This is a genomic window from Aeromicrobium sp. CF4.19, assembly GCF_051262555.1.
Taxonomy (GTDB): domain Bacteria; phylum Actinomycetota; class Actinomycetes; order Propionibacteriales; family Nocardioidaceae; genus Aeromicrobium.
Window position 1 is genome coordinate 413262 of record NZ_JBIMEU010000002.1, and the last position, 21568, is coordinate 434829.

23 protein-coding genes are annotated in these 21568 nt (G+C 66.6%); 17 read left to right on the top strand and 6 right to left on the bottom strand.

The features are described from left to right. Positions 1-2: 2 nt before the first annotated feature. The 3 genes from metH to ACHAAC_RS06610 are packed head-to-tail and all read left to right on the top strand — an operon-like array spanning position 3 to position 5184. Entirely contained in the window at positions 3-3743 is a 3741-nt protein-coding gene (metH, locus tag ACHAAC_RS06600) for a methionine synthase (protein ID WP_435715262.1), read from the top strand. Positions 3744-3777: 34 nt separating this feature from the next. Then, positions 3778-4623, top strand: a complete 846-nt coding sequence (locus ACHAAC_RS06605; protein ID WP_435715263.1) for a PAC2 family protein — start codon at positions 3778-3780, stop codon at positions 4621-4623. 3 nt (positions 4624-4626) lie between these two features. Further along, a complete protein-coding gene (locus ACHAAC_RS06610; RefSeq protein ID WP_435715264.1) occupies positions 4627-5184 on the top strand; it encodes a dihydrofolate reductase family protein in 558 nt (185 codons plus the stop codon). A 33-nt stretch (positions 5185-5217) separates the two neighbouring features. Here the strand turns inward: ACHAAC_RS06610 and ACHAAC_RS06615 are convergent, their stop codons facing one another. Next, positions 5218-5706: a hypothetical protein gene (locus tag ACHAAC_RS06615; protein ID WP_435715265.1), complete on the bottom strand. Its 489-nt coding sequence runs from the start codon at positions 5704-5706 to the stop codon at positions 5218-5220. A 160-nt stretch (positions 5707-5866) separates the two neighbouring features. Here ACHAAC_RS06615 and ACHAAC_RS06620 point away from each other — a divergent pair, with 160 nt between their 5' ends. From ACHAAC_RS06620 to ACHAAC_RS06630, 3 genes are all read left to right on the top strand, one after another. Next, positions 5867-6124 carry a hypothetical protein gene (locus tag ACHAAC_RS06620; protein ID WP_435715266.1) on the top strand — a complete coding sequence of 86 codons (258 nt, stop codon included), beginning with the start codon at positions 5867-5869 and terminating at the stop codon, positions 6122-6124. A gap of 34 nt (positions 6125-6158) precedes the next feature. Then, positions 6159-6959, top strand: a complete 801-nt coding sequence (locus ACHAAC_RS06625; RefSeq protein ID WP_435715267.1) for an FHA domain-containing protein — start codon at positions 6159-6161, stop codon at positions 6957-6959. Between the two features lie 156 nt (positions 6960-7115). Then, positions 7116-8333 (top strand): DUF222 domain-containing protein, encoded by a 1218-nt coding sequence (locus ACHAAC_RS06630; protein WP_435715268.1) that lies wholly within the window; start codon positions 7116-7118, stop codon positions 8331-8333. 46 nt (positions 8334-8379) lie between these two features. On the opposite strand, the gene mshC is transcribed toward ACHAAC_RS06630, so the two are convergent. Beyond that, the gene (mshC, locus tag ACHAAC_RS06635; RefSeq protein ID WP_435715269.1) at positions 8380-9585 is read right to left on the bottom strand and encodes a cysteine--1-D-myo-inosityl 2-amino-2-deoxy-alpha-D-glucopyranoside ligase; all 1206 of its coding nucleotides are present in this window, start codon (positions 9583-9585) and stop codon (positions 8380-8382) included. Between the two features lie 92 nt (positions 9586-9677). Between mshC and ACHAAC_RS06640 the strand changes: the two genes are divergently transcribed. From ACHAAC_RS06640 to ACHAAC_RS06690, 11 genes are all read left to right on the top strand, one after another. Continuing rightward, positions 9678-10631: a magnesium and cobalt transport protein CorA gene (locus ACHAAC_RS06640; protein WP_435715521.1), complete on the top strand. Its 954-nt coding sequence runs from the start codon at positions 9678-9680 to the stop codon at positions 10629-10631. A 115-nt stretch (positions 10632-10746) separates the two neighbouring features. Further along, a complete protein-coding gene (locus tag ACHAAC_RS06645) occupies positions 10747-11256 on the top strand; it encodes a hypothetical protein (protein WP_435715270.1) in 510 nt (169 codons plus the stop codon). Between the two features lie 429 nt (positions 11257-11685). Then, positions 11686-12111, top strand: coding sequence for a very short patch repair endonuclease (locus ACHAAC_RS06650; RefSeq protein WP_435715271.1), 426 nt, complete (start codon positions 11686-11688; stop codon positions 12109-12111). 1287 nt (positions 12112-13398) lie between these two features. Continuing rightward, positions 13399-13644 carry a hypothetical protein gene (locus ACHAAC_RS06655; RefSeq protein ID WP_435715272.1) on the top strand — a complete coding sequence of 82 codons (246 nt, stop codon included), beginning with the start codon at positions 13399-13401 and terminating at the stop codon, positions 13642-13644. Between the two features lie 80 nt (positions 13645-13724). Next, complete coding sequence (locus ACHAAC_RS06660; protein ID WP_435715273.1) at positions 13725-13955, top strand: hypothetical protein; 231 nt, start codon at positions 13725-13727, stop codon at positions 13953-13955. Beyond that, a complete protein-coding gene (locus tag ACHAAC_RS06665) occupies positions 13948-14688 on the top strand; it encodes a hypothetical protein (RefSeq protein ID WP_435715274.1) in 741 nt (246 codons plus the stop codon). The genes ACHAAC_RS06660 and ACHAAC_RS06665 overlap by 8 nt, the downstream gene beginning before the upstream one ends. Positions 14689-14995: 307 nt before the next feature. Then, the gene (locus ACHAAC_RS06670) at positions 14996-16111 is read left to right on the top strand and encodes a hypothetical protein (RefSeq protein ID WP_435715275.1); all 1116 of its coding nucleotides are present in this window, start codon (positions 14996-14998) and stop codon (positions 16109-16111) included. Positions 16112-16113: 2 nt separating this feature from the next. After that, positions 16114-16431, top strand: a complete 318-nt coding sequence (locus ACHAAC_RS06675) for a hypothetical protein (RefSeq protein WP_435715276.1) — start codon at positions 16114-16116, stop codon at positions 16429-16431. A gap of 147 nt (positions 16432-16578) precedes the next feature. Continuing rightward, positions 16579-16887: a hypothetical protein gene (locus tag ACHAAC_RS06680; protein ID WP_435715277.1), complete on the top strand. Its 309-nt coding sequence runs from the start codon at positions 16579-16581 to the stop codon at positions 16885-16887. Positions 16888-17202: 315 nt separating this feature from the next. After that, on the top strand, positions 17203-17499 hold the full coding sequence (locus ACHAAC_RS06685) for a hypothetical protein (RefSeq protein WP_435715278.1): 297 nt from the start codon (positions 17203-17205) through the stop codon (positions 17497-17499). Further along, complete coding sequence (locus ACHAAC_RS06690; RefSeq protein WP_435715279.1) at positions 17474-17890, top strand: hypothetical protein; 417 nt, start codon at positions 17474-17476, stop codon at positions 17888-17890. Before ACHAAC_RS06685 ends, ACHAAC_RS06690 begins: the two co-directional genes overlap by 26 nt. A gap of 61 nt (positions 17891-17951) precedes the next feature. On the opposite strand, the gene ACHAAC_RS06695 is transcribed toward ACHAAC_RS06690, so the two are convergent. The 4 genes from ACHAAC_RS06695 to ACHAAC_RS06710 all read right to left on the bottom strand — a co-directional run bounded on the left by ACHAAC_RS06695 (position 17952) and on the right by ACHAAC_RS06710 (position 20917). Then, positions 17952-18164 (bottom strand): hypothetical protein, encoded by a 213-nt coding sequence (locus ACHAAC_RS06695; protein ID WP_435715280.1) that lies wholly within the window; start codon positions 18162-18164, stop codon positions 17952-17954. A gap of 88 nt (positions 18165-18252) precedes the next feature. After that, complete coding sequence (locus ACHAAC_RS06700) at positions 18253-18984, bottom strand: hypothetical protein (protein WP_435715281.1); 732 nt, start codon at positions 18982-18984, stop codon at positions 18253-18255. A 157-nt stretch (positions 18985-19141) separates the two neighbouring features. Continuing rightward, positions 19142-19897, bottom strand: a complete 756-nt coding sequence (locus tag ACHAAC_RS06705; RefSeq protein ID WP_435715282.1) for a hypothetical protein — start codon at positions 19895-19897, stop codon at positions 19142-19144. 333 nt (positions 19898-20230) lie between these two features. Further along, positions 20231-20917, bottom strand: coding sequence for a hypothetical protein (locus ACHAAC_RS06710; protein WP_435715283.1), 687 nt, complete (start codon positions 20915-20917; stop codon positions 20231-20233). Between the last annotated feature and the right edge of the window lie 651 nt (positions 20918-21568).

Genomic DNA, 21568 nt, shown 5'->3' on the forward strand with positions numbered 1-21568 from the left:
GCGTGTCGAACACCCCGTCGTGGCGCCCCGACGTCACCGCAGAGCTCACCGCGATGCTGGAGCAGCGCATCATGGTGCTCGACGGTGCGATGGGCACGGCCATCCAGCGGGACCGTCCCGACGAGGCCGGCTACCGCGGTGAGCGCTTCGCCGACTGGCCCAGCGACGTCGTGGGCAACAACGACCTGCTCACGCTGACCCAGCCGGACATCATCGCCAGCATCCACCGCGAGTACCTGGAGTCCGGCGCCGACATCATCGAGACCAACACCTTCAACGCCAACGCCATCTCGCTGAGCGACTACGGCATGCAGGAGCTGGCCTACGAGCTCAACGTCGAGGCTGCCCGCCTGGCCCGCAGTGCGTGCGACGTCGTCTCGGAGCAGACCCCGGACCGGCCGCGTTACGTCGCCGGCGCGCTGGGCCCCACCACGCGCACGGCTTCCATCTCCCCCGACGTCAACGACCCCGGGGCCCGCAACATCACCTACGACCAGCTCGTCGAGGCCTACGCAGAGGCCACGCGTGGCCTCCTGGACGGCGGTGCCGACCTCATCATCATCGAGACGATCTTCGACACGCTGAACGCCCGTGCGGCGATCTTCGCCGTCGAGACGGTCTTCGAGGAGCACGGCCGACGCTGGCCCATCATCATCTCCGGCACCATCACCGACGCGTCGGGCCGCACGCTCTCCGGTCAGACCGCCGAGGCGTTCTGGTACTCCGTGCGCCACGCCCAACCCCTCCTCGTGGGCCTGAACTGTGCGCTTGGGGCCAAGGACATGCGTCCCTACATCGCGGAGATCTCGCGCCTGGCCGACACCTTCGTCTCCTGCTACCCCAACGCCGGCCTGCCCAACGCCTTCGGCGAGTACGACGAGCAGCCGTACGAGACCGCCGCGATCATCCGCGAGTTCGCCGACAGCGGCTTCGTCAACGTCGTCGGCGGCTGCTGCGGCACCACACCGGACCACATCCACGACATCGCGAGGACGGTCGAGGGCCTCACACCGCGCGAGCGCCCCGCGTCCTCGCACGCCCTGCGCCTCTCCGGCCTGGAACCGCTGAAGGTCACGGAGGACTCGCTGTTCCTCAACGTCGGCGAACGCACCAACATCACCGGCTCGGCGCGCTTTCGCAACCTGATCCGCGACGGCGACTACGACACGGCCCTCACGGTCGCCCTGCAGCAGGTGGAGAACGGCGCGCAGGTCATCGACGTCAACATGGACGAGGGCATGATCGACGGCATCGCCGCGATGGACCGCTTCCTCAAGCTCGTGGCGGCCGAGCCGGACATCTGCAAGGTGCCCGTCATGGTCGACTCCTCCAAGTGGGAGGTCATCGAGGCCGGCCTGAAGTGCCTGCAGGGCAAGTCGATCGTCAACTCCATCTCCCTCAAGGAGGGCGTGGAGCCGTTCGTGGAGCACGCCCGCCTGTGCCGCAAGTACGGCGCGGCGATCGTGGTCATGGCCTTCGACGAGGACGGCCAGGCCGACAACCTGCAGCGCCGTCAGAAGATCTGTGAGCGCGCCTACCGGATCCTGGTGGACGACGTCGGCTTCCCGGCCGAGGACATCATCTTCGACCCCAACGTCTTCGCCGTGGGAACGGGCATCGAGGAGCACGCCGAGTACGGCATCGACTTCATCGAGGGCACGCGCTGGATCAAGCAGAACCTGCCGGGCGCACTGATCTCCGGCGGGGTCTCGAACGTCTCGTTCTCCTTCCGGGGCAACAACCCGGTCCGCGAGGCCATCCACGCCGTCTTCCTGTTCCACGCCATCAAGGCCGGCATGGACATGGGCATCGTCAACGCGGGTGCGCTCGTGGTCTACGACCAGGTCGACGAGCGGCTGCGCGAGCGCATCGAGGACGTCATCCTCAACCGGCGTGACGACGCCACCGAGCGGCTGCTGGAGATCGCCGGCGAGTTCTCCGTCGGCGGCGAGAAGGTCGAGGCCGCCACCGAGGAGTGGCGTGAGCTTCCGGTCGGCGAGCGCATCACCCATGCCCTCGTCAAGGGCATCGATGCCCATGCCGAGGCCGACACCGAGGAGCTTCGCCAGGAGATCGCGGCCCGTGGAGGCAAGCCCATCGAGGTCATCGAGGGTCCCCTCATGGACGGCATGAACGTCGTGGGCGACCTGTTCGGGGACGGCAAGATGTTCCTGCCGCAGGTAGTCAAGTCCGCCCGCGTGATGAAGAAGTCGGTCGCGTACCTCATCCCGTTCATCGAGGAGGAGAAGGATCCCGACGAGGCCAGCCGCAGCAACGGCACGGTCATCATGGCCACGGTCAAGGGGGACGTCCACGACATCGGCAAGAACATCGTCGGCGTCGTGCTGCAGTGCAACAACTACGACGTCATCGACCTCGGCGTGATGGTGCCGGCGCAGAAGATCCTCGACGCCGCCACGGAGGCCAACGCTGACATCATCGGACTCTCCGGCCTGATCACGCCGTCGCTGGATGAGATGGTGAACATGGCCTCGGAGATGGAGCGGCAGGGGTTCGAGGTGCCGTTGCTCATCGGTGGCGCCACGACGTCGCGCGCGCACACCGCCGTCAAGGTCGACCAGAAGTACCACGGTCCCGTCGTGTGGGTGAAGGACGCGTCACGCTCTGTCCCGGTGGTCTCCTCGCTGTTGTCCGACACCCAGCGGCCCAAGCTGCTGACGGACCTCAAGGAGGACTACGACTCCCTGCGCGAGCGTCACGAGTCCCGCCAGGACACCCGCAAGATCCTGCCGATCGAGAAGGCGCGCGCCAACGCCACGCCGATCGAGTGGGAGGGCTACGAGCCGCCGCAGCCCGCGTGGGAGGTAGGGGTCCCGCACGTCTTCGACGACTACGACCTTGCCGAGCTGCGCCCCTACATCGACTGGCAGCCCTTCTTCAACGCGTGGGAGATGAAGGGCAAGTTCCCCGACATCCTCAACAACCCCGCCACGGGCGAGACCGCACGCAAGCTCTACGACGACGCGCAGACGATGCTCGATGAGCTGATCGAGGGCCGTTGGCTGCGGGCGTCCGCCGTGGCCGGCATCTTCCCCGCGAACCAGGTGGGACACGACGACCTCGAGCTCTACACCGATGGCGAGCGCGGCGAGGTGCTCACGACCCTGCACCACCTGCGCCAGCAGACCGAGCACCGTGAGGGCGTCGCGCACAAGTCCCTCGCGGACTTCGTGGCGCCGAAGGACACCGGCCTGCCCGACCACGTCGGCGCGTTCGCCGTGACGGCGGGGCTCGGCAGCCAGGACAAGGTCGCGGAGTTCAAGGAGGCGCTGGACGACTACAGCGCCATCTTGCTGGAGTCCCTCGCGGACCGGTTGGCCGAGGCGTTCGCCGAGCGCCTGCACGAACGGGTGCGCCAGGAGATCTGGGCCTACGAGCCACAGGAGTCTCTCGCGAACGAGGACCTCATCGCCGAGAAGTACACCGGCATCCGACCCGCGCCGGGTTACCCGGCCTGTCCCGAGCACACCGAGAAGGCGCTCCTGTGGGAGCTGCTGGAGGTGCAGAAGCACACGGGCATCGAGCTCACCGACAGCATGGCGATGTGGCCGGGCGCCGCGGTCAGCGGTTGGTACTTCTCGCACCCGAAGTCGCAGTACATGGTGGTCGGGCGCATCGGGCGTGACCAGGTCACCGAGTACGCCGAGCGCAAGGGCATGACGGTCGCCGAGGCCGAGAGGTGGCTTGCACCGAACCTCGGGTACCGCTCCGACAACGACTGACCCGGCGCGCGAGCCCTGCCCGTAGGCTTGAGGCGTGGAAGACGTCTCGATCCCCCCGCTCAACGACCCCTGGATGGTCGCCGCCTTCGAGGGCTGGAACGACGCCGGTGACGCCGCGACCTCGCTGATCGACCATCTCGTCGACGAGTGGGACGCCCAGGTGCTCACCGAGCTCGACCCCGACGACTACTACGACTTCCAGCTGACCCGACCGGTCCTCGAGCGTGACGACGAGGGCACGGGCGTGCTGACGTGGCCGACCCCCGTGCTCTTCCTCGCCCGCCCGCCGGGGTTCGAGCGGGACGTGCTGCTGCTCCGGGCGCCGGAGCCCAACTTCCGCTGGAAGGCATTCTGCTCCACGATCATCGGCATCGCCCGGCTCGCCGGGGTGACGGAGCTGGTGACCCTGGGTGCGTTGCTCACCGACGCCCCGCACACCCGGCCGGTCCCGGTCACGGGAACGACGTCAGACCCCTCGCTCGCCGACCGGTTGGCCTTGCAGCCCTCGCGCTACTCCGGGCCGGTGGGCATCAACGCCGTGCTGATGCAGACGGCGGCGCACGAGGGCGTGCCGTCGCTCTCGCTCTGGGCCGCCGTGCCGCACTACCTCGCCGAGCCCCCGTGCCCCAAGGCGACGCTCGCCCTGCTCGGGGCGCTGGAGGACGCCGTCGGCGACCCGCTCCCCCAGGGCGAGCTGGAGGACGACGCCGAGGCATGGCAGCGCGGGGCGGACGAGGTGGCCTCGCAGGACCCGGAGATCACCGAGTACGTCGAGGAGCTGGAGAAGGCCCAGGACGAGGACGCACTGCCCGAGGCGAGCGGCGAGTCCATCGCCCGTGAGTTCGAGCGGTACCTGCGCCGCCGTGGCGCGGAGGGCTGAGTCGTGGGCCGCCTCATCCACTCGGTGATCGCCTCGCTGGACGGGTACACGGTCGATGCGGACGGTGGTTTCGAGTGGGCCATGCCGTCCGAGGAGGTCATCGCCGTGCTGACCGAGCAAACGAGCACGGTCAGCACCTTCCTCTACGGGCGGCGCATGTACGAGACGATGGCGGTCTGGGAGACCGACCCCTCCACCGCCGACCAGTCCGACGAGTCCGCCCGGTGGGCCGAGGCCTGGTTGGCTACGGACAAGGTCGTGTACTCCACGACCCTCGCCGACGTCTGGACCGAACGGACCCGGCTCGCGCGCCGCTTCGACGTGGACGAGGTGCGCGCGCTCAAGGAGTCGGCCGATGGTGACCTGACGGCCGAGGGCCCGACCCTCGCCGCCCAGGCACTGCGGCTTGGCCTGGTGGACCTCATCGACGTCGTCCTGGTGCCGGTCGTCGTCGGTGGGGGTACCCCCTACCTGCCCTCGGGCCTGAAGCTGGACCTGCAGCTGTGGGACCAGCGCCGCTTCGCCAACGGCATGGTCCAGCTGCGCTACGCGGTGCAGTAGAGCGGTCCGCCGCCGGCAGCACGCGAGCAGTGCCTACTCCCACCGGCGCGGGTCACAGACCCTCAGGGCCTCGGCCGGACCGCCCGGCGCGCACTGCCCGTCCACGAGAGTGCGGTCGCCCAACGCCTCGCCGAGGTCGACCACGTAGGGCTCGAGGTCGTTCGACTGGCACGTGGCTGCCCCCTCGATTTTCGGCGAGACCTCGAAGGTGATGACGATCTCGGTGTCATCGCGCAAGACGTGAGGCTCGAGCACCTTGCCGGTCAGCCCGCTGTTGCAGTCGATGCGCGCGACCAGCACGTCCACGCTCCGGGTCGAGGCCTGCAGGCTCCCCCGGTCGGCGAGCTTCCACACGGCCGGTGAGGCTCCGCTGCGTTCTCCTGGTTCGGGGCCGGAGGTCGACGGGCTCGAGCTGGCCTCGGTCGGGGCCGGTCCGGCACGGTCGTCGGACGAGCCGCAGCCGGCCGTCAGGACGACGAGGGCGACGACCGCAGCGAGGATCGGGCGGGTGGAGCTGCTCATGGAGGGATCATGTCCGGCGCAGGCAGATCGTCTCAAGAGCCGCCCGCAGGGCGCGCTGGCGCCTCCGGGCCCCGACGCGACTCATCTGTCCGAGGCCGAGTTGCCCTTTACCGTTGTGGTGTCACAGTCGAGGCATCGACGAGCACTGGAGGCGACCACCATGAGCACCGAGTCCACCCCTGACGTCCCCCCGTCCGGTCCGCAGCCCATCCGCGACTGGACCGACCTGGGCCAGGAGATGTGGGAGTACCTCACCGGTCGTGGCGCAGCCGTCAACTACGAGTTCAAGGAGCTCGTCGTGGAGGTCCCACGCGACACGGGCGCCGACGCCCCACGAGCGACGTGGACCCTCAACGGCACGGTGCGGGTGACCACGAGCGACGACGAGCTGCCGGGCTCCGACCAGCACCGGGGCTGACATGTCCACCGTGCACGCCGACCTACGATTCTCCGTGCAGACACCGGAGGGGCGGACGGTCAGCGGACGGCTCACCAGCAACGGCCAGCACATCACGGTGACGGCGGACGACCTGGAGACCCTGGCCGCCGGTCGCGACGGCGGAGACCTGCGCCGGCTGGCGGGCCAGGTGGCCGAGCGCGGACTCGTGGTGGAGATCGGCGACGACGACGGGCCGCTGATGCGGGTCGGCGCCGTCCGGCGGCGGTTCCTGCACCGTCTGGTCACCGGAACCCGTCATGCCCAGGTCGTTCGCTGGCGCGCGGCGTCGGCCCTCAAGGCCCAGGTGGTCGCGGGGTCGGGCGACACGCTGGCTGCCCCGCCCGTCGCGCTCGTCAACGGTCTGCCGAGGATGCCGTGGTTGAGGCGCTCCCCCACGACGACCCACGACCCGTACGGCGGAGGGCATCCGCGGCTCTACCTGGCCGACAGTCGGGTGGCGAGCACCGGCCGCGAGGTCGGAGTGATGCACCTGGCGCCGGGCACCACCCGGATCGGCAGCGGTGAGGAGGCCGAGGTCCGTCTCGACGGCATGGATGCGGTGCAGGCCGTCGTCGAGCGCACGGAGGACGACGAGTACGTCCTGAAGGCCGTCGGACGCTCCGTGCACACGTTCATGAACGGACGAGAGCTGCCCACCCAGACGCTGCGGACGGGCTGCCGGATCGAGATCGGGCCGTGGCGACTCACCTACGTCCGCGACGAGTACGCCGACCACGGCCGGCCGTTCTCCGGTCGCGTCGGTGGCGAGCTCGGCCGTCAGCGAGCGCAGAACACCCCGCGCTACCAGCGGTGACGGTCCCGCCGGGCCTCAGGAGAGCCGAGTCCTGCGGGCCTGGCCCCACCGGGACGGGAGCAGCTCCTGGTGCGGGCGACCGGCAGAGCGACGTTGCGGGCACCGGTTCCACAGCGTCCGTGAGAAGTGTCGGAACCCCCTTCTAGTATCGATGGTATGTTCGAAGGTGTCGAGGTGCAGGCGGTGCTGACTGAGGTCGGCGTGCACGACTTCACCGAGTCCGACGGCATCGACGCGGCCGACCGGCTCGACGCCGTCGTCGCCCTGGACCGGGTGATCGCCAACGCCCAGGCGCTGCAGTACCGCCACGTGGAGGCCATGCACCGTTCCCGGGCCCGTGAATGCACGCTGGCGCACGGCGACCCGGCACTGTCGGTGATCGGCGAGGTCGCCATGGCTCGCAAAGTCGCCCCCGACGTCGCCGGCACGCACTTCGGCAACGCCCTCACGCTGGCCACCCTGCCGTCCGTGGCCGCCGCCCTCGAGCAGGGCACGATCCGGGACGCCACGGCCCGGGCCATCGCCCGCGAGGTCGAGGCGCTGTGCGACGACGACCGCACCGTGCTGGACGCCGAGATCACCCCGCACCTGGCGGGCCTCACGCCTGGACGGGCGGCACGGCTCGCCCGCCGCCTCGTCCTCGAGATCGACGCCGAGGCCGCTCGCGAACGCGCCCGCAGGGCTCGCGACACGCAGTTCGTCACCCTGCTGCCCGAGGCCGACGGGGTCGCGATGCTGCATGTGCGAGGTCCGGCGGAGATGATCGTCGCCGCCCACCGCGAGCTCGAGACCCACGCCCGGGGCCTGGGTGCCGCCGGCGATCCGCGCACCACGGGGCAGATCATGTGCCAGACGCTCGTGGAGCGGGTGACCGGCCTGGAGAACGCCTCACACATGGACGTCGAGCTCGGCATCGTCATCAGCGCCGAGACCCTCCTCGGTGCGGATGACACGCCTGCCGACCTCGACGGGTACGGCCCGATCCCACCCAGCGTGGCCGACGACATCCTCGGCTCCGCCCCGCGTGCCTTCTACCGCCGTCTCATCACCGATCCCGTCACCGACGTCCTCACCGTCCGCGACCCCCGGCGTCGCCGCTTCGACGGCCCGCTCGCCGGCATGCTCAAGGCCCGCGACCGCTGGTGCCGTCAGCCGGGTTGCGATCGCAGGTCGCGGGAGCTCGACCACATCGAGGCCTGGGCCGATGGCGGCATCACCGTCCACTCCAACGGTCAGGGCCTGTGCAGCCGTTCCCACACCCTCAAGCACCAACCGGGCTGGAGCGTCCGCGCCGGTCCCGACGGCACCGAGTGGTCCACCCCCACCGGCCACACCTACCGCTCCCCCACCCCGAAGCTCCTCGGGATCTCCTAGCAGGGCACACAGACTGCTTTGCCCAAGTGGGTGCTCCCCCCGGGAGCTACAGCTCGACGCCGAGGAGGGCGTCGACGGCGGCCCGGACCTGGGCCCCCGCCTTGGCGTCGTCGCCGTCCTCCGCCATCCAGGCGTCGAGAGCCACGAGGGCGGTCGGAGCGTCGAGGTCGTCGGCGAGGGCCTCTCGCACGGCGGCGATGACGGGGTCCGCCGGCGGGGCCGTCGGGCGCTGGACGGCATCGCGCCAGCGGGCCAGGCGGGTCTCGGCCTCGTCGATCTCGCCGCCAAACCACTCCCAGTCGCTGCGGTAGTGGTGGGCCAGGAGGGCGAGGCGGATGGCGGCCGGGTCGCGACCCTCGGCGCGCAGGGCAGAGACGAGCACGAGGTTGCCCTTGGACTTGCTCATCTTCTCGCCCTCGTAGCCCACCATCCCGGCGTGCACGAAGGCGTGGGCGAACTCCTGACCGGTGGCCACACGAGCCTCCGACGCGGACATCTCGTGGTGTGGGAAGACGAGGTCGGAGCCGCCGCCCTGCACGTCGAAGGCCGGGCCGAGGTTGTCCAGGGCGATGGCCGCACACTCGATGTGCCAGCCGGGACGCCCGGGGCCGAGCGGGGACTCCCAGGAGGGCTCCCCCGCCCGTGGGGCCTGCCAGACGAGGCAGTCCAGCGGATGCTTCTTGCCCGGACGGTCAGGGTCTCCCCCGCGCTCGCCGAACAGCACACGCATCGTCGCCTCGTCGAGGCCGGAGACGTCGCCGAACGCCGGGTCGGCGTGCACGTCGAAGTACAGGTCGTCGTCCACGCTGTAGACGGAGTCGCCAAGACGCTGCACGAGGTCCGCGACGAGGTCGATCGACTCCACGGCCCCGATGTAGTGGTCGGGCGCGAGCACCCGCAGGGCCGTCATGTCCTCGCGGAACAGCTGGGTCTCGCGCTCGGCGAGCTCGGACCACTCGACCCCGGTGGCGGTGGCGCGCTCCAGGAGCGGGTCGTCGACGTCGGTGACGTTCTGCGTGTAGACGACGTCGAGCCCGCGGTCGCGCCACTGCCGCTGCAGCAGGTCGAAGGCCAGGTACGTGGCCGCGTGGCCGAGGTGCGTGGCGTCGTAGGGCGTGATGCCACAGACGTAGAGCCGGGCGTCGCCCTCGGGCATGGAGGCCACCGGGCCGCCGGTCCGCGAGTCGTGCAGCCGCAGGACGGGTGGGTCGCCGTCGACGGAGGGGACGTCGGGGCTCGACCAGGCGCGCATGGTGCGAGCGTATCGGCGCGAGCCGCACGACCCGCCACCCGGCCTGTCGACGCCCTCGCCACGGCTCGTGGCGTCACAATGGCGTCGTGATCATGGACTGCGCCATCTACCGTGACGGCGAGCGTGAGGACGTCGGCACGGACCGGGCGACCCTCACCGCGCGCCTGGCCACGCTCGACAGCGACGACTTCGTCTGGATCGGCCTCAACGAGCCGAGCCCGGAGGAGCTGCAGGAGATCGCGGACCCGCTGGCACTGCACCCGCTCGCCGTCGAGGACGCCCTCGAGGCGCACCAGCGGCCCAAGGTGGAGCGGTACTCCGACCACCTCTTCGTCTCCCTGCGTGCCGTCACCTACGAGGACGACGACATCACCACGAGCGAGGTCAACATCTTCCTCGGCGAGCGGTACCTCCTCACGGTCCGCCACGGCGGCGAGTCGCTCACCGGGGCACGACGACGTGCGGAACGCCTCAGCGAGGCCCTCTCCCACGGACCGATGGTGGCGCTGCACGCCGTGGTGGACTCCATCGTGGACCGCTACGAGGACGTGGCCGCCGAGCTGGAGCAGGACGTGGAGGAGGTGGAGTCGTCGGTCTTCTCCCCCGAGCGCACCAGCGACTCCATCCGCATCTACCGCCTCAAGCGCGAGACGTTGGAGTTCCGTCGTGCGGTGGTGCCACTGAAGGACCCGTTCCACCGCTTCGCTGCCTCCGCGACACCGGAGGAGGCCAGGCCTTACTTCCGCGACATCGCCGACCACCTCACCCGCGCGGCGGAGGCCATCGACGCCATCGAGCACCTGCTGGACAACGCCCTGACCGCCCACCTGGCGCAGCTGAGCGTCCAGCAGAACGAGGACATGCGCAAGCTCACGGCGGGCGCCACGATCTTCGCCGTGCCCACGGCGATCGCCGGCATCTACGGCATGAACTTCAAGTTGACGTCTTTCCAGCAGTGGGGTGGTGGCTTCTATGTCACAACCGCAGTCACCCTCGTACTAGTGGGGTTCATTTGGCGTGCGTTCAAGAGGTCGGGATGGATCTGATCGACCAGTACTCTCGCGAGCCTGACCAGACTGATCTCGCAGTCCTCGACATGTGGCGACGTGGGCTCTCCCGCTTCCTAGACCGGTCCCCCACCCAGCTGACTAACTTGGACGCATGAGTACAGCGGCCTGGACCATCGTCGGTGTGTTTGTCGGCGCAGTACTGCCAGTTCTAGCGGCTGTCTGGACCGACCACGGCGCGGCGAAGCGCGCCGACGCCGACAGAACCGAGCGTCGCGCGACTCGGCTGTTCGACGCAAAACGCACTGCTTTCGAGACGTTTCAGTCGGAGGCCCGGCTCCTGATCGACGCAGCGTGGGATGCGAAGTACGAGGGTCCGCGGGCGTCGAACCTTGGAGAGGTCCTTGCCCGCGATGAAGAGACGGTCCGTGCGCATCGGCTCAAGTTCGGTGACCTGACGCGGGCACTCGAAGCCGTGCGGTTGTATGCCTCACCCGCGACGATGAGAGCTGCCGGGGAGCTGCACAGCGCCGTCGAGACTTACACGTTCGGCACGGACCCCGCGGACGCGCCTAGCGCGGAGGCTCACGCCGAAGCCTACGACTGGGCGTGCGACTTCATCACGTCGTTCGCCACGGAGGCGCGTGCGGACCTCGCTCGATGATCCACGGCTCCTTACGACGAGGTCGAGCGTCGGCGGCCTCGCGGTTGCCGACGAGGGTCAGCTGCGATCGCCGTCGCTGATCGGGATCCTCTCTGGTCGTGGCTGGCCTTTCGAGCAGGTCAGTCATGCCCCCCAAACTTCCTCCTGATGTAGTTGAGCAGTACGGCACGCCAGCCGGCCAACACCCAGCGCGTACTGGACAAAGCTGCGTAGATCCCAAGGCACACCGGCAAGAGCGGGGACGCCTTCGACGCCATCGGCATCACCGTCCTCAACTTCGTGAACGACTTCAGTGGTCCCGTCATCATCGTCGAACGCCCTCCGGCCCCGAAGGCGGGAAGCACTTTCACTACGACGACATGATCGTGCGAATGGCGAACGAGTACGCCGCGACCTTCCATCACATCTGACCGGACGTAGCGTGTTGGCATGCCACCCGAGTCGTGGGCGTCCAGCCCGGCAACTCGTCGCTCGATGCTCGGGAACAAGCGCGCCGACACTAAGCCCGAAGTCGCCCTGAGATCTGCGCTTCACGCCGATGGGTACCGCTTCTGCAAGGACCACCGGATCGACCTAGGCACGATCAAGGTTCGGCCCGACATCGTGTTCACACGAGCGAAGGTGGCCATCTTCGTTGACGGCTGTTACTGGCACTCCTGTCCCGAGCACGGCACCCAGCCGAAGGCGAACGCGGAGTTCTGGGCATCCAAGCTGGCCCGCAACGTGGAGCGGGACCGAGAGCAGGCTGAGGCTCTCACGCGGGCCGGCTGGAAGGTCCAGCGACTCTGGGAGCACGTGCCGCTCGACGAGGCCCTCGCCATCGTCGCGGCCCTCCTGGCCGATCGCGGGCACTGAACAGCCAGTGTTCTGACACCTGCGTGCCTGGCGGGACGGCGAAGCCCTGGCCCGAGCCAGAGGGTCCGCATGCTAGAGTACTCTCCCGAGATCGCAAGATGATCCCGGTCACACCACCACCACTGCCAACTGAGAGAAGGTGAGGGGCGAACCACTTCGTCTCACACGACACCGCGCGAGTCGGCCATCTTGGCTCTCGCGACCGAGACGAAGGAGGACCCCTTGCTAGACCCCGAGGAACCCCAGCCTGAAGCGATCTCCTACAGCGCCGAAGAGACGTACGGCGGTGAGGGTTACGTGTGGCCGTACGCCGCTCGCCCTCGCCAGTGGGATCACTTCCTGAATGGCTATCCCCCGGGGCCGGGCCGACCGAAGGGCACGAAGAAGGCCGACTTGTCAGGTCAGGTCTTCGAACTCCTGACAGTGCTTGAGCGTGTAGAGGATCACGTGACGCCTGTGGGCAGACGCCACCCCCGCTACCGATGCCAGTGCGTCTGTGGCGAGACAATTCACGCGCTTGGATCCAACCTCAAGGCGGGAAGGACAAAGACCTGTGGATGCAAGTCCGCAGATCTCCGCAAGGCGTGGCGCGAGCAAGAACAAGAGCGGCTCCGGCGACACTCTCATCAGCTAGGCGAGAAGCAAGAGTCTTGGAGGGTGAGCCGCACTCGCGAGGCGGCAGATCGTCAGCGTCGCGAGGCTGAGCGGCGAAGGAATGGCCTCGCGAACTAGCCGGATCGAGAAACTTCTTTCACCGATGTTGTGAAGTCTCGTATGGCATAAACACTACACAAGTGTAGGCGCGATGCGGAGCGGTCTCCGCCCTCGTCTCCTGCGCCAACTCTCCTCCCTGGCTGGTCCGCCTCAGCCTCTAGGAGCACTCCTCAGCGCGAGAGTGCGAAGACCCTCAGTCCCTTCGGGCTGGGGGTCTTTCTCTTGGCCATCCAACGGTAGTGAGACATCACCCGGACCGACCGGGGAGCCCGCGCTCCAGGGCACCCACTAGCGCCCGCGAGTCATCCGCGTTCACCATCCAGCCTGCCCCGTCGCATCTCGTGGCGGGGCTTCGTCATGTCCGCACAACGAAAGGCAGTCAATGTTCAACATCGACGGTCAGGAGTACCTGACCACGACTGAAGCCGCCGCGCAGATCGGCTACTCACTTCAGGGTTGGCACAACAGGCGATCGCGCGAGGGAGACCGCTTTATCCAAGGTCACGAGCTCGTGCCAGGACGATTGTTCTACCGCCGACCCGACGTGCTTCGAGTCGCCAGCGAGCGCGGTCGATGACCGACACCACCGCCCCGCAGGTTCGTGCCCATGAGATGGCAATCGAACGAGACGACCAGCGAGCGAACGACCTTGTGGGCCGGCGCATCGGACAGCTCCTGATCGAGCGTGTCTTCAGGAATGCCCGTGGACGCAACACCTACGTGGCGAGGCGCGACGACGGCAAGGCCATCGGGCTGAAGGGCTACGAGGTGAACCGTCTGATCGTGCTCGCCCGACGAGATGGCGTGGCTATCCGATGACTGAGGCAAGACCAACCACACCACCCACTAGTTGAGCCAGAACAGCGACTCACCCTGACCGATGGAGGAGACAAGTAAGCATGACAACCGCACAGGTCAAGCCTGACCCGCTGAAAGACATCTACCAACTCTCGATCGCCAAGGCGCACGACGCTGCCCTCGACGTCGAGGTTCCGATCGAACTCGTACCTGAGTACGTCGATGCCGCTGCGTACTTCGGAGTGCGGCTCGGCAAGACGTGGGACGACGTGATGACTGACTGCATCAATTACTCCATCACTGAGATGCAACGGAGTGGTGAGCATGAATGAGTTCAAGCCGCTCGACGTCGCACGAGCGATCCGAGACGACGAGGAGCTCTCCAAAGTAGACAAACCGTTCATGTGGGCCGCGACGCTTCGTACGGACAACAAGTCGCGGAAGGTCAGGGCGAGCCTGGAGATGCTCGCCAAGGATGCCGGCTTTCATCCGAACACCGCGTACAAGGTCTTCGCGTCGAACAACAAGGCGGTCATGCGCTACTTCGAGCAGCCGGAGCGCAGCGCGCGATCGGTTCAGTTGCGATGGCTCAGCACGCCGACCGAGAACCTGACTCCCACACCGCATGGGGACTCCGACCGTGTCCGGGAGGCAGTCGCATGCCCGACCCCCACACCGGAAGTGGACTCGGAAGACGTCTGGGCGCTGGCTCGGAGCCGACCCCCGCACGGGGAGGGGGCTGAGTGCCCGTCGGAAGTGGACTCAGTGCCCATGGAGAGTGGACCATCTGCCTCCATCTGCTCTCCATCTGCTGGCACTGCTCCTCTTCCTTCATCGTCTCCTGTTTTTCTGGAGAACGGGTACGAGGAGGCTGCGGACACCGCGACCCCTTCGGGGCCGCTCCCCGGTGAGCCGCTGGCCGGCGAAAGCGAAGCGACGGCGGAGGCCGGGGAAGACACTCGGGGCATGGGGTTGAGGAGATCCTTCGGTGACAGGAAGTCTCCCGCCGCTGAGGGGGCTACCCCGGTCTCCCACTACCGAGGTCGAGGGCGAAGCCTCTCCTGACCCTGATCGCTCGGGCCTGTCGACGGGGCTAGCCGCTGGCGGGTAGCCAGCTGGGCCGCTGGCGCGGCCACCATCTCCACCTTCTCCGCCGCTGCCTCTCCGGCGGCGTGCAGGAGTGAGGACTCGGAGCACATCGCCGCTGGCGCGGCTTCGCGCTCGCGTGCTTACTGCCGCACCCACCTACCCCGTCAGCACCTGCTGGCGAGGGGCAACGACCACCTCGAAAGGAGCTGGGAAGCGAGACATCACGACCTGCAAGAGCACCAACGGAGTCGGGAACGACCCGACTCACTACATAAGGAGAGCTATGAGCAACATCAAGCACGAGACGACCGGGATCGACCGCTTCAGCGAGATCACCAGCAAGATCCAGGCGCTGAAGGCCGAGCGGGCGAAGATCAACAAGGATCTTCGATCCGCCGGCATCGAGGCCGACGAGCAGATCGAGGCCGACCTCTCGAACGCTGCGCAGGAGGCGCGGCAGAAGCTCGCTGACCTGGACCGCCAGATCCATGAGGCCCAGGCGCGCCAAGCCGCCCTGGAGGCGGCTCTGGATCGCGGGGAAGGCTCCCAGGAGGACGACCTGGAGCTGTTCAGTGCAGGAACCGCTGTCCGTCGTTTGCGAGGCACTCGCAAGTCTGTCGAGGCCGAGTCCCGCAAGGCTCAGCGAGCCGTCGAGCTCTTCTCAGCAGATGACCACCTCGCCCTGCTCGCGGCTGACACGCTCGGGGATCTGGTGGATGTTCCGGTGCTGGCCCGCAAGCGAGTCGGTGACGTGCGAGGCATCACCGACGCCGTTGTTCTGAGTCAGGTCGAGCCGACCGAGGACTACGGCACTTTCAAGCCGAGTGGCTGTGTGAGGTTCACCGAACTCGGCACAACCGGGCTTGACCTGGAGGCTCTGGAGACTGCTCTTCGGGACACTGGCTCTGACGTTCGGGTCCACTCCGGTCTGATCGACTTCGAGGTCGCCCTCTGGCCGGTGCCTCGCCTGAAGCATCCCTCGCAGGATGGAGTCGGTGAGTTCGCCCGCGTGCTCGCTTCTGTCTTCCAGAAGACCGTCGAGGGGCCAACAACGAACCGTGGCTACTCGAACTACTCGACGCTCTGGGAGACGACGGAGGCGTCCTTGGAGGTCGTTGAGCCCGGCGGGACCAAGGGGAAGGTCGTCGCCAACGTCGGCATCGAGCGAGAGCGGCCGCCGCTGTTCCAGATGCGTCAGTTCATCGACAAGGCGCTCTCTCACTTCGAGGCTGGAGTACACACCAGCGCTGGCCTACTGGACGAGATCTCTGTGGTCGAGGTCTTGGACGCTGGCCTGTGGGTGGCAGACGGTGAGCCGTTTATTCACAACCGTGACTACCCGGCACGCTTCCTGGTCACGATCGAACTCGACTACTCCTACTTCCCTGTGGAGGTCTGAGCGTGAGCAACTACATCGACCCCCACCTCCCAGGCGATGAGCTGATCCGAAGGGACTCCCGGCTGTCCCGGCGACAGTCTCGGAAGGACTTCCTTTCGGCTCAGGCGGAGGGTGGCTTCGACGCCGCCATCGCTGACAGCAAGCGGCGCGAGAAGGCAGTCCTGCGAGACGGCTTCAAGAGGATCCCCGGCGCGAGCCGATCTGGTGCTCTCACGCCTCAGACGAAGTCGAGGCTGGAGCGGCAGGAGCGTGAAGGGCTCGTTGAGCTCCAGCGCGACGTCTGCGGCGAGATCGCTGGCTACCGCGAGACGCAACGCTAGACCCGCCACAACATCCGAGAGCGCCGTCGCTGAGGGCACCTACGGGTGCCCTTTCGCATGCCCGGACCAACTGTCCAGCAAGACCGTTGGCGGTCCGTGAACGCCGTCAACGACCTCATCCACCATCGAAGAAGGAGGCGCTACAACGTGCCCACCGAAAGCCTGACCGCTCCCGAGCGGGAGACCATCATCAACACCGACGATGAGACCAGCACCGTCCGCATCTGGACCGCCCAGCGATCCGTCATCACCTCGATGAGGAAGAAGCCCGACTCGTTCCACGAGACCGACTCCGGCCACTACGGCGCTACCGAATGGGCTGAGTTCATCATCCCGGTCACTGACGTGAACTGGGGAGCACTCGCCAAGCGGACGGGCACTCCACGCCCGAACGCGGCGACGAACCTGCCATCCGCATCGGTGACGCGCTCCACCGACCACAAGGATGCCGCGTGACCCACGAGCCCCGGAAGTCGGCATGACGGGCAGGGCCTTCCCCTTCGTCGGTCTCGCCATGTGCCGCCGCTGCGGCAGGGAGTTCCCGATGCGTTCGGGCATTCACACCTACTGCACCCCCGCGTGCAGGGCGATGGAACAGAAGCCGCACCGAAGGTTCGGGCCACGGGACTTCCGATGCATCGACTGCGGCATCGAGGGAGCGGCCGGCAAGTCCGGTCCGCTCCCCCGCCGGTGCCTGGACTGCAAGCGCCGCTGGGACTGCCGTCCCGAACGCCTGCAACAGAAGCGACGACGCAGCACGAAGGAGAAGTGATGGACAGATATCCGACCGCTGCCTACTTGATGGGCGCGATGCTCAAAGACGGCATCGACATTGACCTCGCTCTGAGGATCGCCGGCGGCTACGACGAGGCCCGCGACAACTTGGACGACGAGAAGACGCAGCAGTGGCTCACGGCGATGCTCCACCGGCTCGGACCGGGTCACAACAGCACCGCGCTGGCGGTGCTCGCCTCCCCGAGCGACCACGACGCGACCAAGTACGAACAACTTGCCCGTGAGAACGGGTGGAAGGAGGGCGACGATGCCCACGCTCCCGAACAGAAGTGAAGACCTGACGTCAGCTGGCGAACGCAAGCGCAAAGAGCGCGACACGACCGTTGCACGTGGTAGGAGCATCCCTGCGACGCTCCCTGAGCCTGATCCGCAGTGGTGTACTGCCGCTCGGATGATCTGGGACTCGATGTTGGAGAGTGGCGGCGCGGCCTACTTCGAGTCCAGTGACTACGCGGTCCTTCACCTGACTGCTGACCAGATCGACCATCTCTACCAACAGGGAGGCCGACGCTCCCCCGAATACCTCCGCGTCATCATGCAGACCCTCGGAAGCCTTCTCGCGACTGAAGGAGACCGTCGAAGACTCCGGATCGAACTCCAGGACGCCCCCGACGATGACGAAGGCTTCCTAGCCGGCTTGGAGGAGCTGTTCGCGGACGCCTGACTAGGGAAGCAACCTGCGGCCACAGGGGTTCGAACTCTCGGCCGCAGGTCGCTTCGGCTTTCTACTGTTCCTTCAGCTTGGCCTCGCGCTCACGCAGCGCGATCTCCCGCTCACGCAGTTCGAGTTCACGCTCACGCAACTCTCGATCGGACTGAGTGCGCTCCTTGTAGGCGTTCTTCTTCGACCGCTCAGCAGCAGCCGAACGCTCGTTGTGGTCACGCCAATCCACGAACCCAGCAGTGCTGAGGCTCATCGTCTTTCGGAACAGTCCCATGTCGTCTTCGTCCTTCTGTAGCGGATCGAGTACGCGTCTCAGCCTGTACTAGAGAAGGGGCCAAGAACAAGGATGCGCAGCGCGGCCGTCATCCGCCCCAACGCCACCGGTTTCTTTCGATCCACGCTGCCAAGAACTTCCGCGATCCGGCGACCAGTCCCTTCGACCGGACAGTCCTCGCGAGTTCCTCAACGGCGAACTCTCGCAACTCCCGCCGAGTCTCTCGATCGTGATCTGACGTCAGGACGCGCAACGCGTTGTGCGTCTTCATCGACCTCAAGCTCCTATTCAAGTCTTCGAGGGCATGGGCGACCTCGGGTAGCCCCTTCTTCGGCATAAGGGTGTCCTCGTAGGTCGCGAGGTCGAACGGGTAGTCCTCCCGCGTCTTCCATCTTCGCGAGTCCCTGTACTCCACCGTCGCCACGTACTCCGTTGGCAGATCATGGCGTTTGAGCCGGTCTGGCATCCGGTCGAACGGAACTTGGATCGTCCTTCCTGGAGCGATCATCGGGATCGGACGCTTGAAGGCGGCGACGTCCTCCAGCGGCTTCCGTCGAGTCATCGTGGTCTCCAACGTCTTGTCGAAACCAACTCGGACGTCGTAGGCGGGGGTCGCACCGATGTTCTGGATGACAATGCTCACCCCGGTGCCCCGGAAGTCGATGTCCACGATCACGTAAGGGCGGGCTTTCTCTTCGCGAAGGCGCTTGGCCTGCCGCAACTGAACCCACGCGAAGCCCGCGACGACGAGGGCAACGACCAGGCCACCCACCGCCGCCGCCGCTGAGACCTCCGGGGCTCCCCAGCTCGACATATTCACGTCCGAACTCTACGAGTGGACACAGACGCTTCCAGACCTCTGAGCGTCACAGGATGCTTGCCGCTATGACGAGGCGGTCCCCCACGACAGGCTCAGGGGTCATGCCCCCATCCTGGCCCGACGGGCACAGTGTTCCGGGTTGGCGCTCGGTCTGCACCTAGGGAGCCTCGCAGCGTTGGTCGAATAAGGACCACCCTCGTCGCAGTAGTTCGAACGAGCAGATGAACGGTTGCGCGATCTGCGAGGCGTTGCCTCTGATCGCGATGACAGCAAGGCCGCTGTTGCGATCCGGGGCGACGGAATGGTGGCGCTGGGCAACTGACCATCCCAGAGCATGAGCGTCCGAGCCCATCTGCTTCCAGAGCAGAAAGCCAGCCTCACGCTTGGCTCGGTCCTCGAAGGTGAACTGGAGTGCCGCCGTGATCATGTCTGTCACGTTCAACGACTCCTGCGTGCGCCTCAGGGCTGCGACCTGCGCCTCGCGCTCCGCGACCCACCCGAGTTGCTCAGCGAGCTCAACCTTCTGACTGGCATCAAGTCGCACTCCTTCGAGTGCCCCGTAGTACTTGTGCATCTGCATGTACATCTCGGCCAGAGCCTTGAGTCCACGCTGAACCCGCGAGTCTCGGTCGTCCGGCGCCATGATCCAGACTGCTTGGGACGCGCCTACGAGCGCGCCGCGAAGAGCAGTGAAGTGTGCACTGGGGTACAAGTTGCCCGACTCGATGGCGTCTCGGGAGAGACGCAAGTGCTCGCCTGCCGTGACCAGGGACTGCCGAGCCAACTCGCTGATCGGGTACTTGGGAAACACTTGATCGTCCGAGTCAAACTCACTGCCGGACTGAGGTTGTTCCGGGTCGGCTTTCGCCGCGCGGCGTTGCCAGCCTTCCAACTGTCGGTAGGTCTCGCGCATTCTCCCGATGTACTGCGCCTCTGTCACGCGACCGTCGTCTCCCACCCGACCGGCGAACTCTGCCTCGTTCGAGCTAGAAAGGCCACTTCCACCCGTCCGCCTTGCGAGCCGGCTGCGATGCTTCGGGAAGCTTCCGCACCCCCGACTCTCGACCACTCTCTGACGGATGCAGCAGTTCCGGCCCGTAGGGGTGCTCGGTCCCATCGGCATCTAACACAAGGCTCATGCTGCTCATGTTGTAGTCACTCATGACCTCCACCCTGCACCCCACGGACTCTGCCCAGGTGGAGAACGCCGAAGACGCTCACGAAGTTCTCACTCAAGCGTGAGGAGCTACTTCGCGCGCCGCCACGGTTTGGTGATCTCGACACTGAGCCCGAGCGACGGCTCCCCGTGCTCCGCCCTGAACTTGTCCAGAAGAGCCGCGACGCCGTTCATCATCGCGGGGAAGACGTCGGCCAGTGGGACCGACTTCTTCCCGTCAGTGACCAGTAGGTGGAGTTCGACCTCGCTCACAGGGAGTCTGAGGCGACCAGGATCGCTCGGGTCGGCGTAAGCCCCGTTACGGTCAACGCGAAAGCGCAAGGTCGGGGACAACTCGACCGCGCTCCGGTGTTTGTCCGCATTACTGAAGCGGATCAGGTCCCCCGCCCAAGCCACACCGGCGAACGGCTGAACATCACGTATCCAACTTCGGTGCTCGGACGACAACCACTTGACCGACTTTCGTGTGGACCTGTCGTCCCAAGCGGTAGGTGTCTCAACCGCAGGGAACTTAGTACCTGAGCGCGCCTTGCCACTGTCACGCTCCGAGGCTTCGTAGACAAGGAGGTCAAGACAGGTCCTGAGTCCGTGAAGAGCCTCGCTCCCCAGCAGAGACAAGTCCTCCCGCTGCTGCGAGGTTGTGAAGTCCTTCCAGTCGAACTTGACGCCTAAGGGCTCGCTCGCGAGGGCAGACTTTTCGATCGAAGCACTCGGCACGTTGCTTGCGTCCCACATGCTTGTGAACAACTCCATCATCTCGTTGAAGCGAGTCGCCCCTTGTTGAAAGCGCGCCAGGGCAGGTCTGTATGGCGACGCCTCCGTCCGTGACACGAGAGCGAAGTAGATGGGCGCTGAGGAGTTTGAACTTGGCGGGGGTTTCGTCATTTACGCTCTCTGTGACACGGCTTGATGATTGGGCAGGCAGCCTCCCGATGGTCCCGCCGCATTTTCGGATCATGTTGCGACATCCCGACCGCGGATACAAGAAGGCGACCGGAAGCTGCGGACTGAGATGTCAGTCGCGCGAGTTAGGCACTGCCTCATGCTCAGCTGCGGCCCGCATGAGATCGGCCTCGGTGATGAACGCCTGATCCGGCAGTGTGCGCGTTCCCTGATCTGCGCCATTTGCGCGAAGACCACGGTGAACGGCAGGACGACGAAGACCACGGGGAGGCTCCGCGCGATCTCTTTGCGGCAACGATCTCCCAGAGGTCGGCACCACCAAACCACCAAGGAACCCTGCGTCGAGCACCTGGGCTCGGACTGCGGTCGGTCTCGGCAATCCTTGAGAACACCGTGAACTTCTCCACGACTCACTTATTGCCTCCTCGCACTTACGGGCGAAACTTCGAACGGGCGAGGCCACGTCCGCGTTCATTTCCAACGTTCGATGTCGGCCCGCCCACG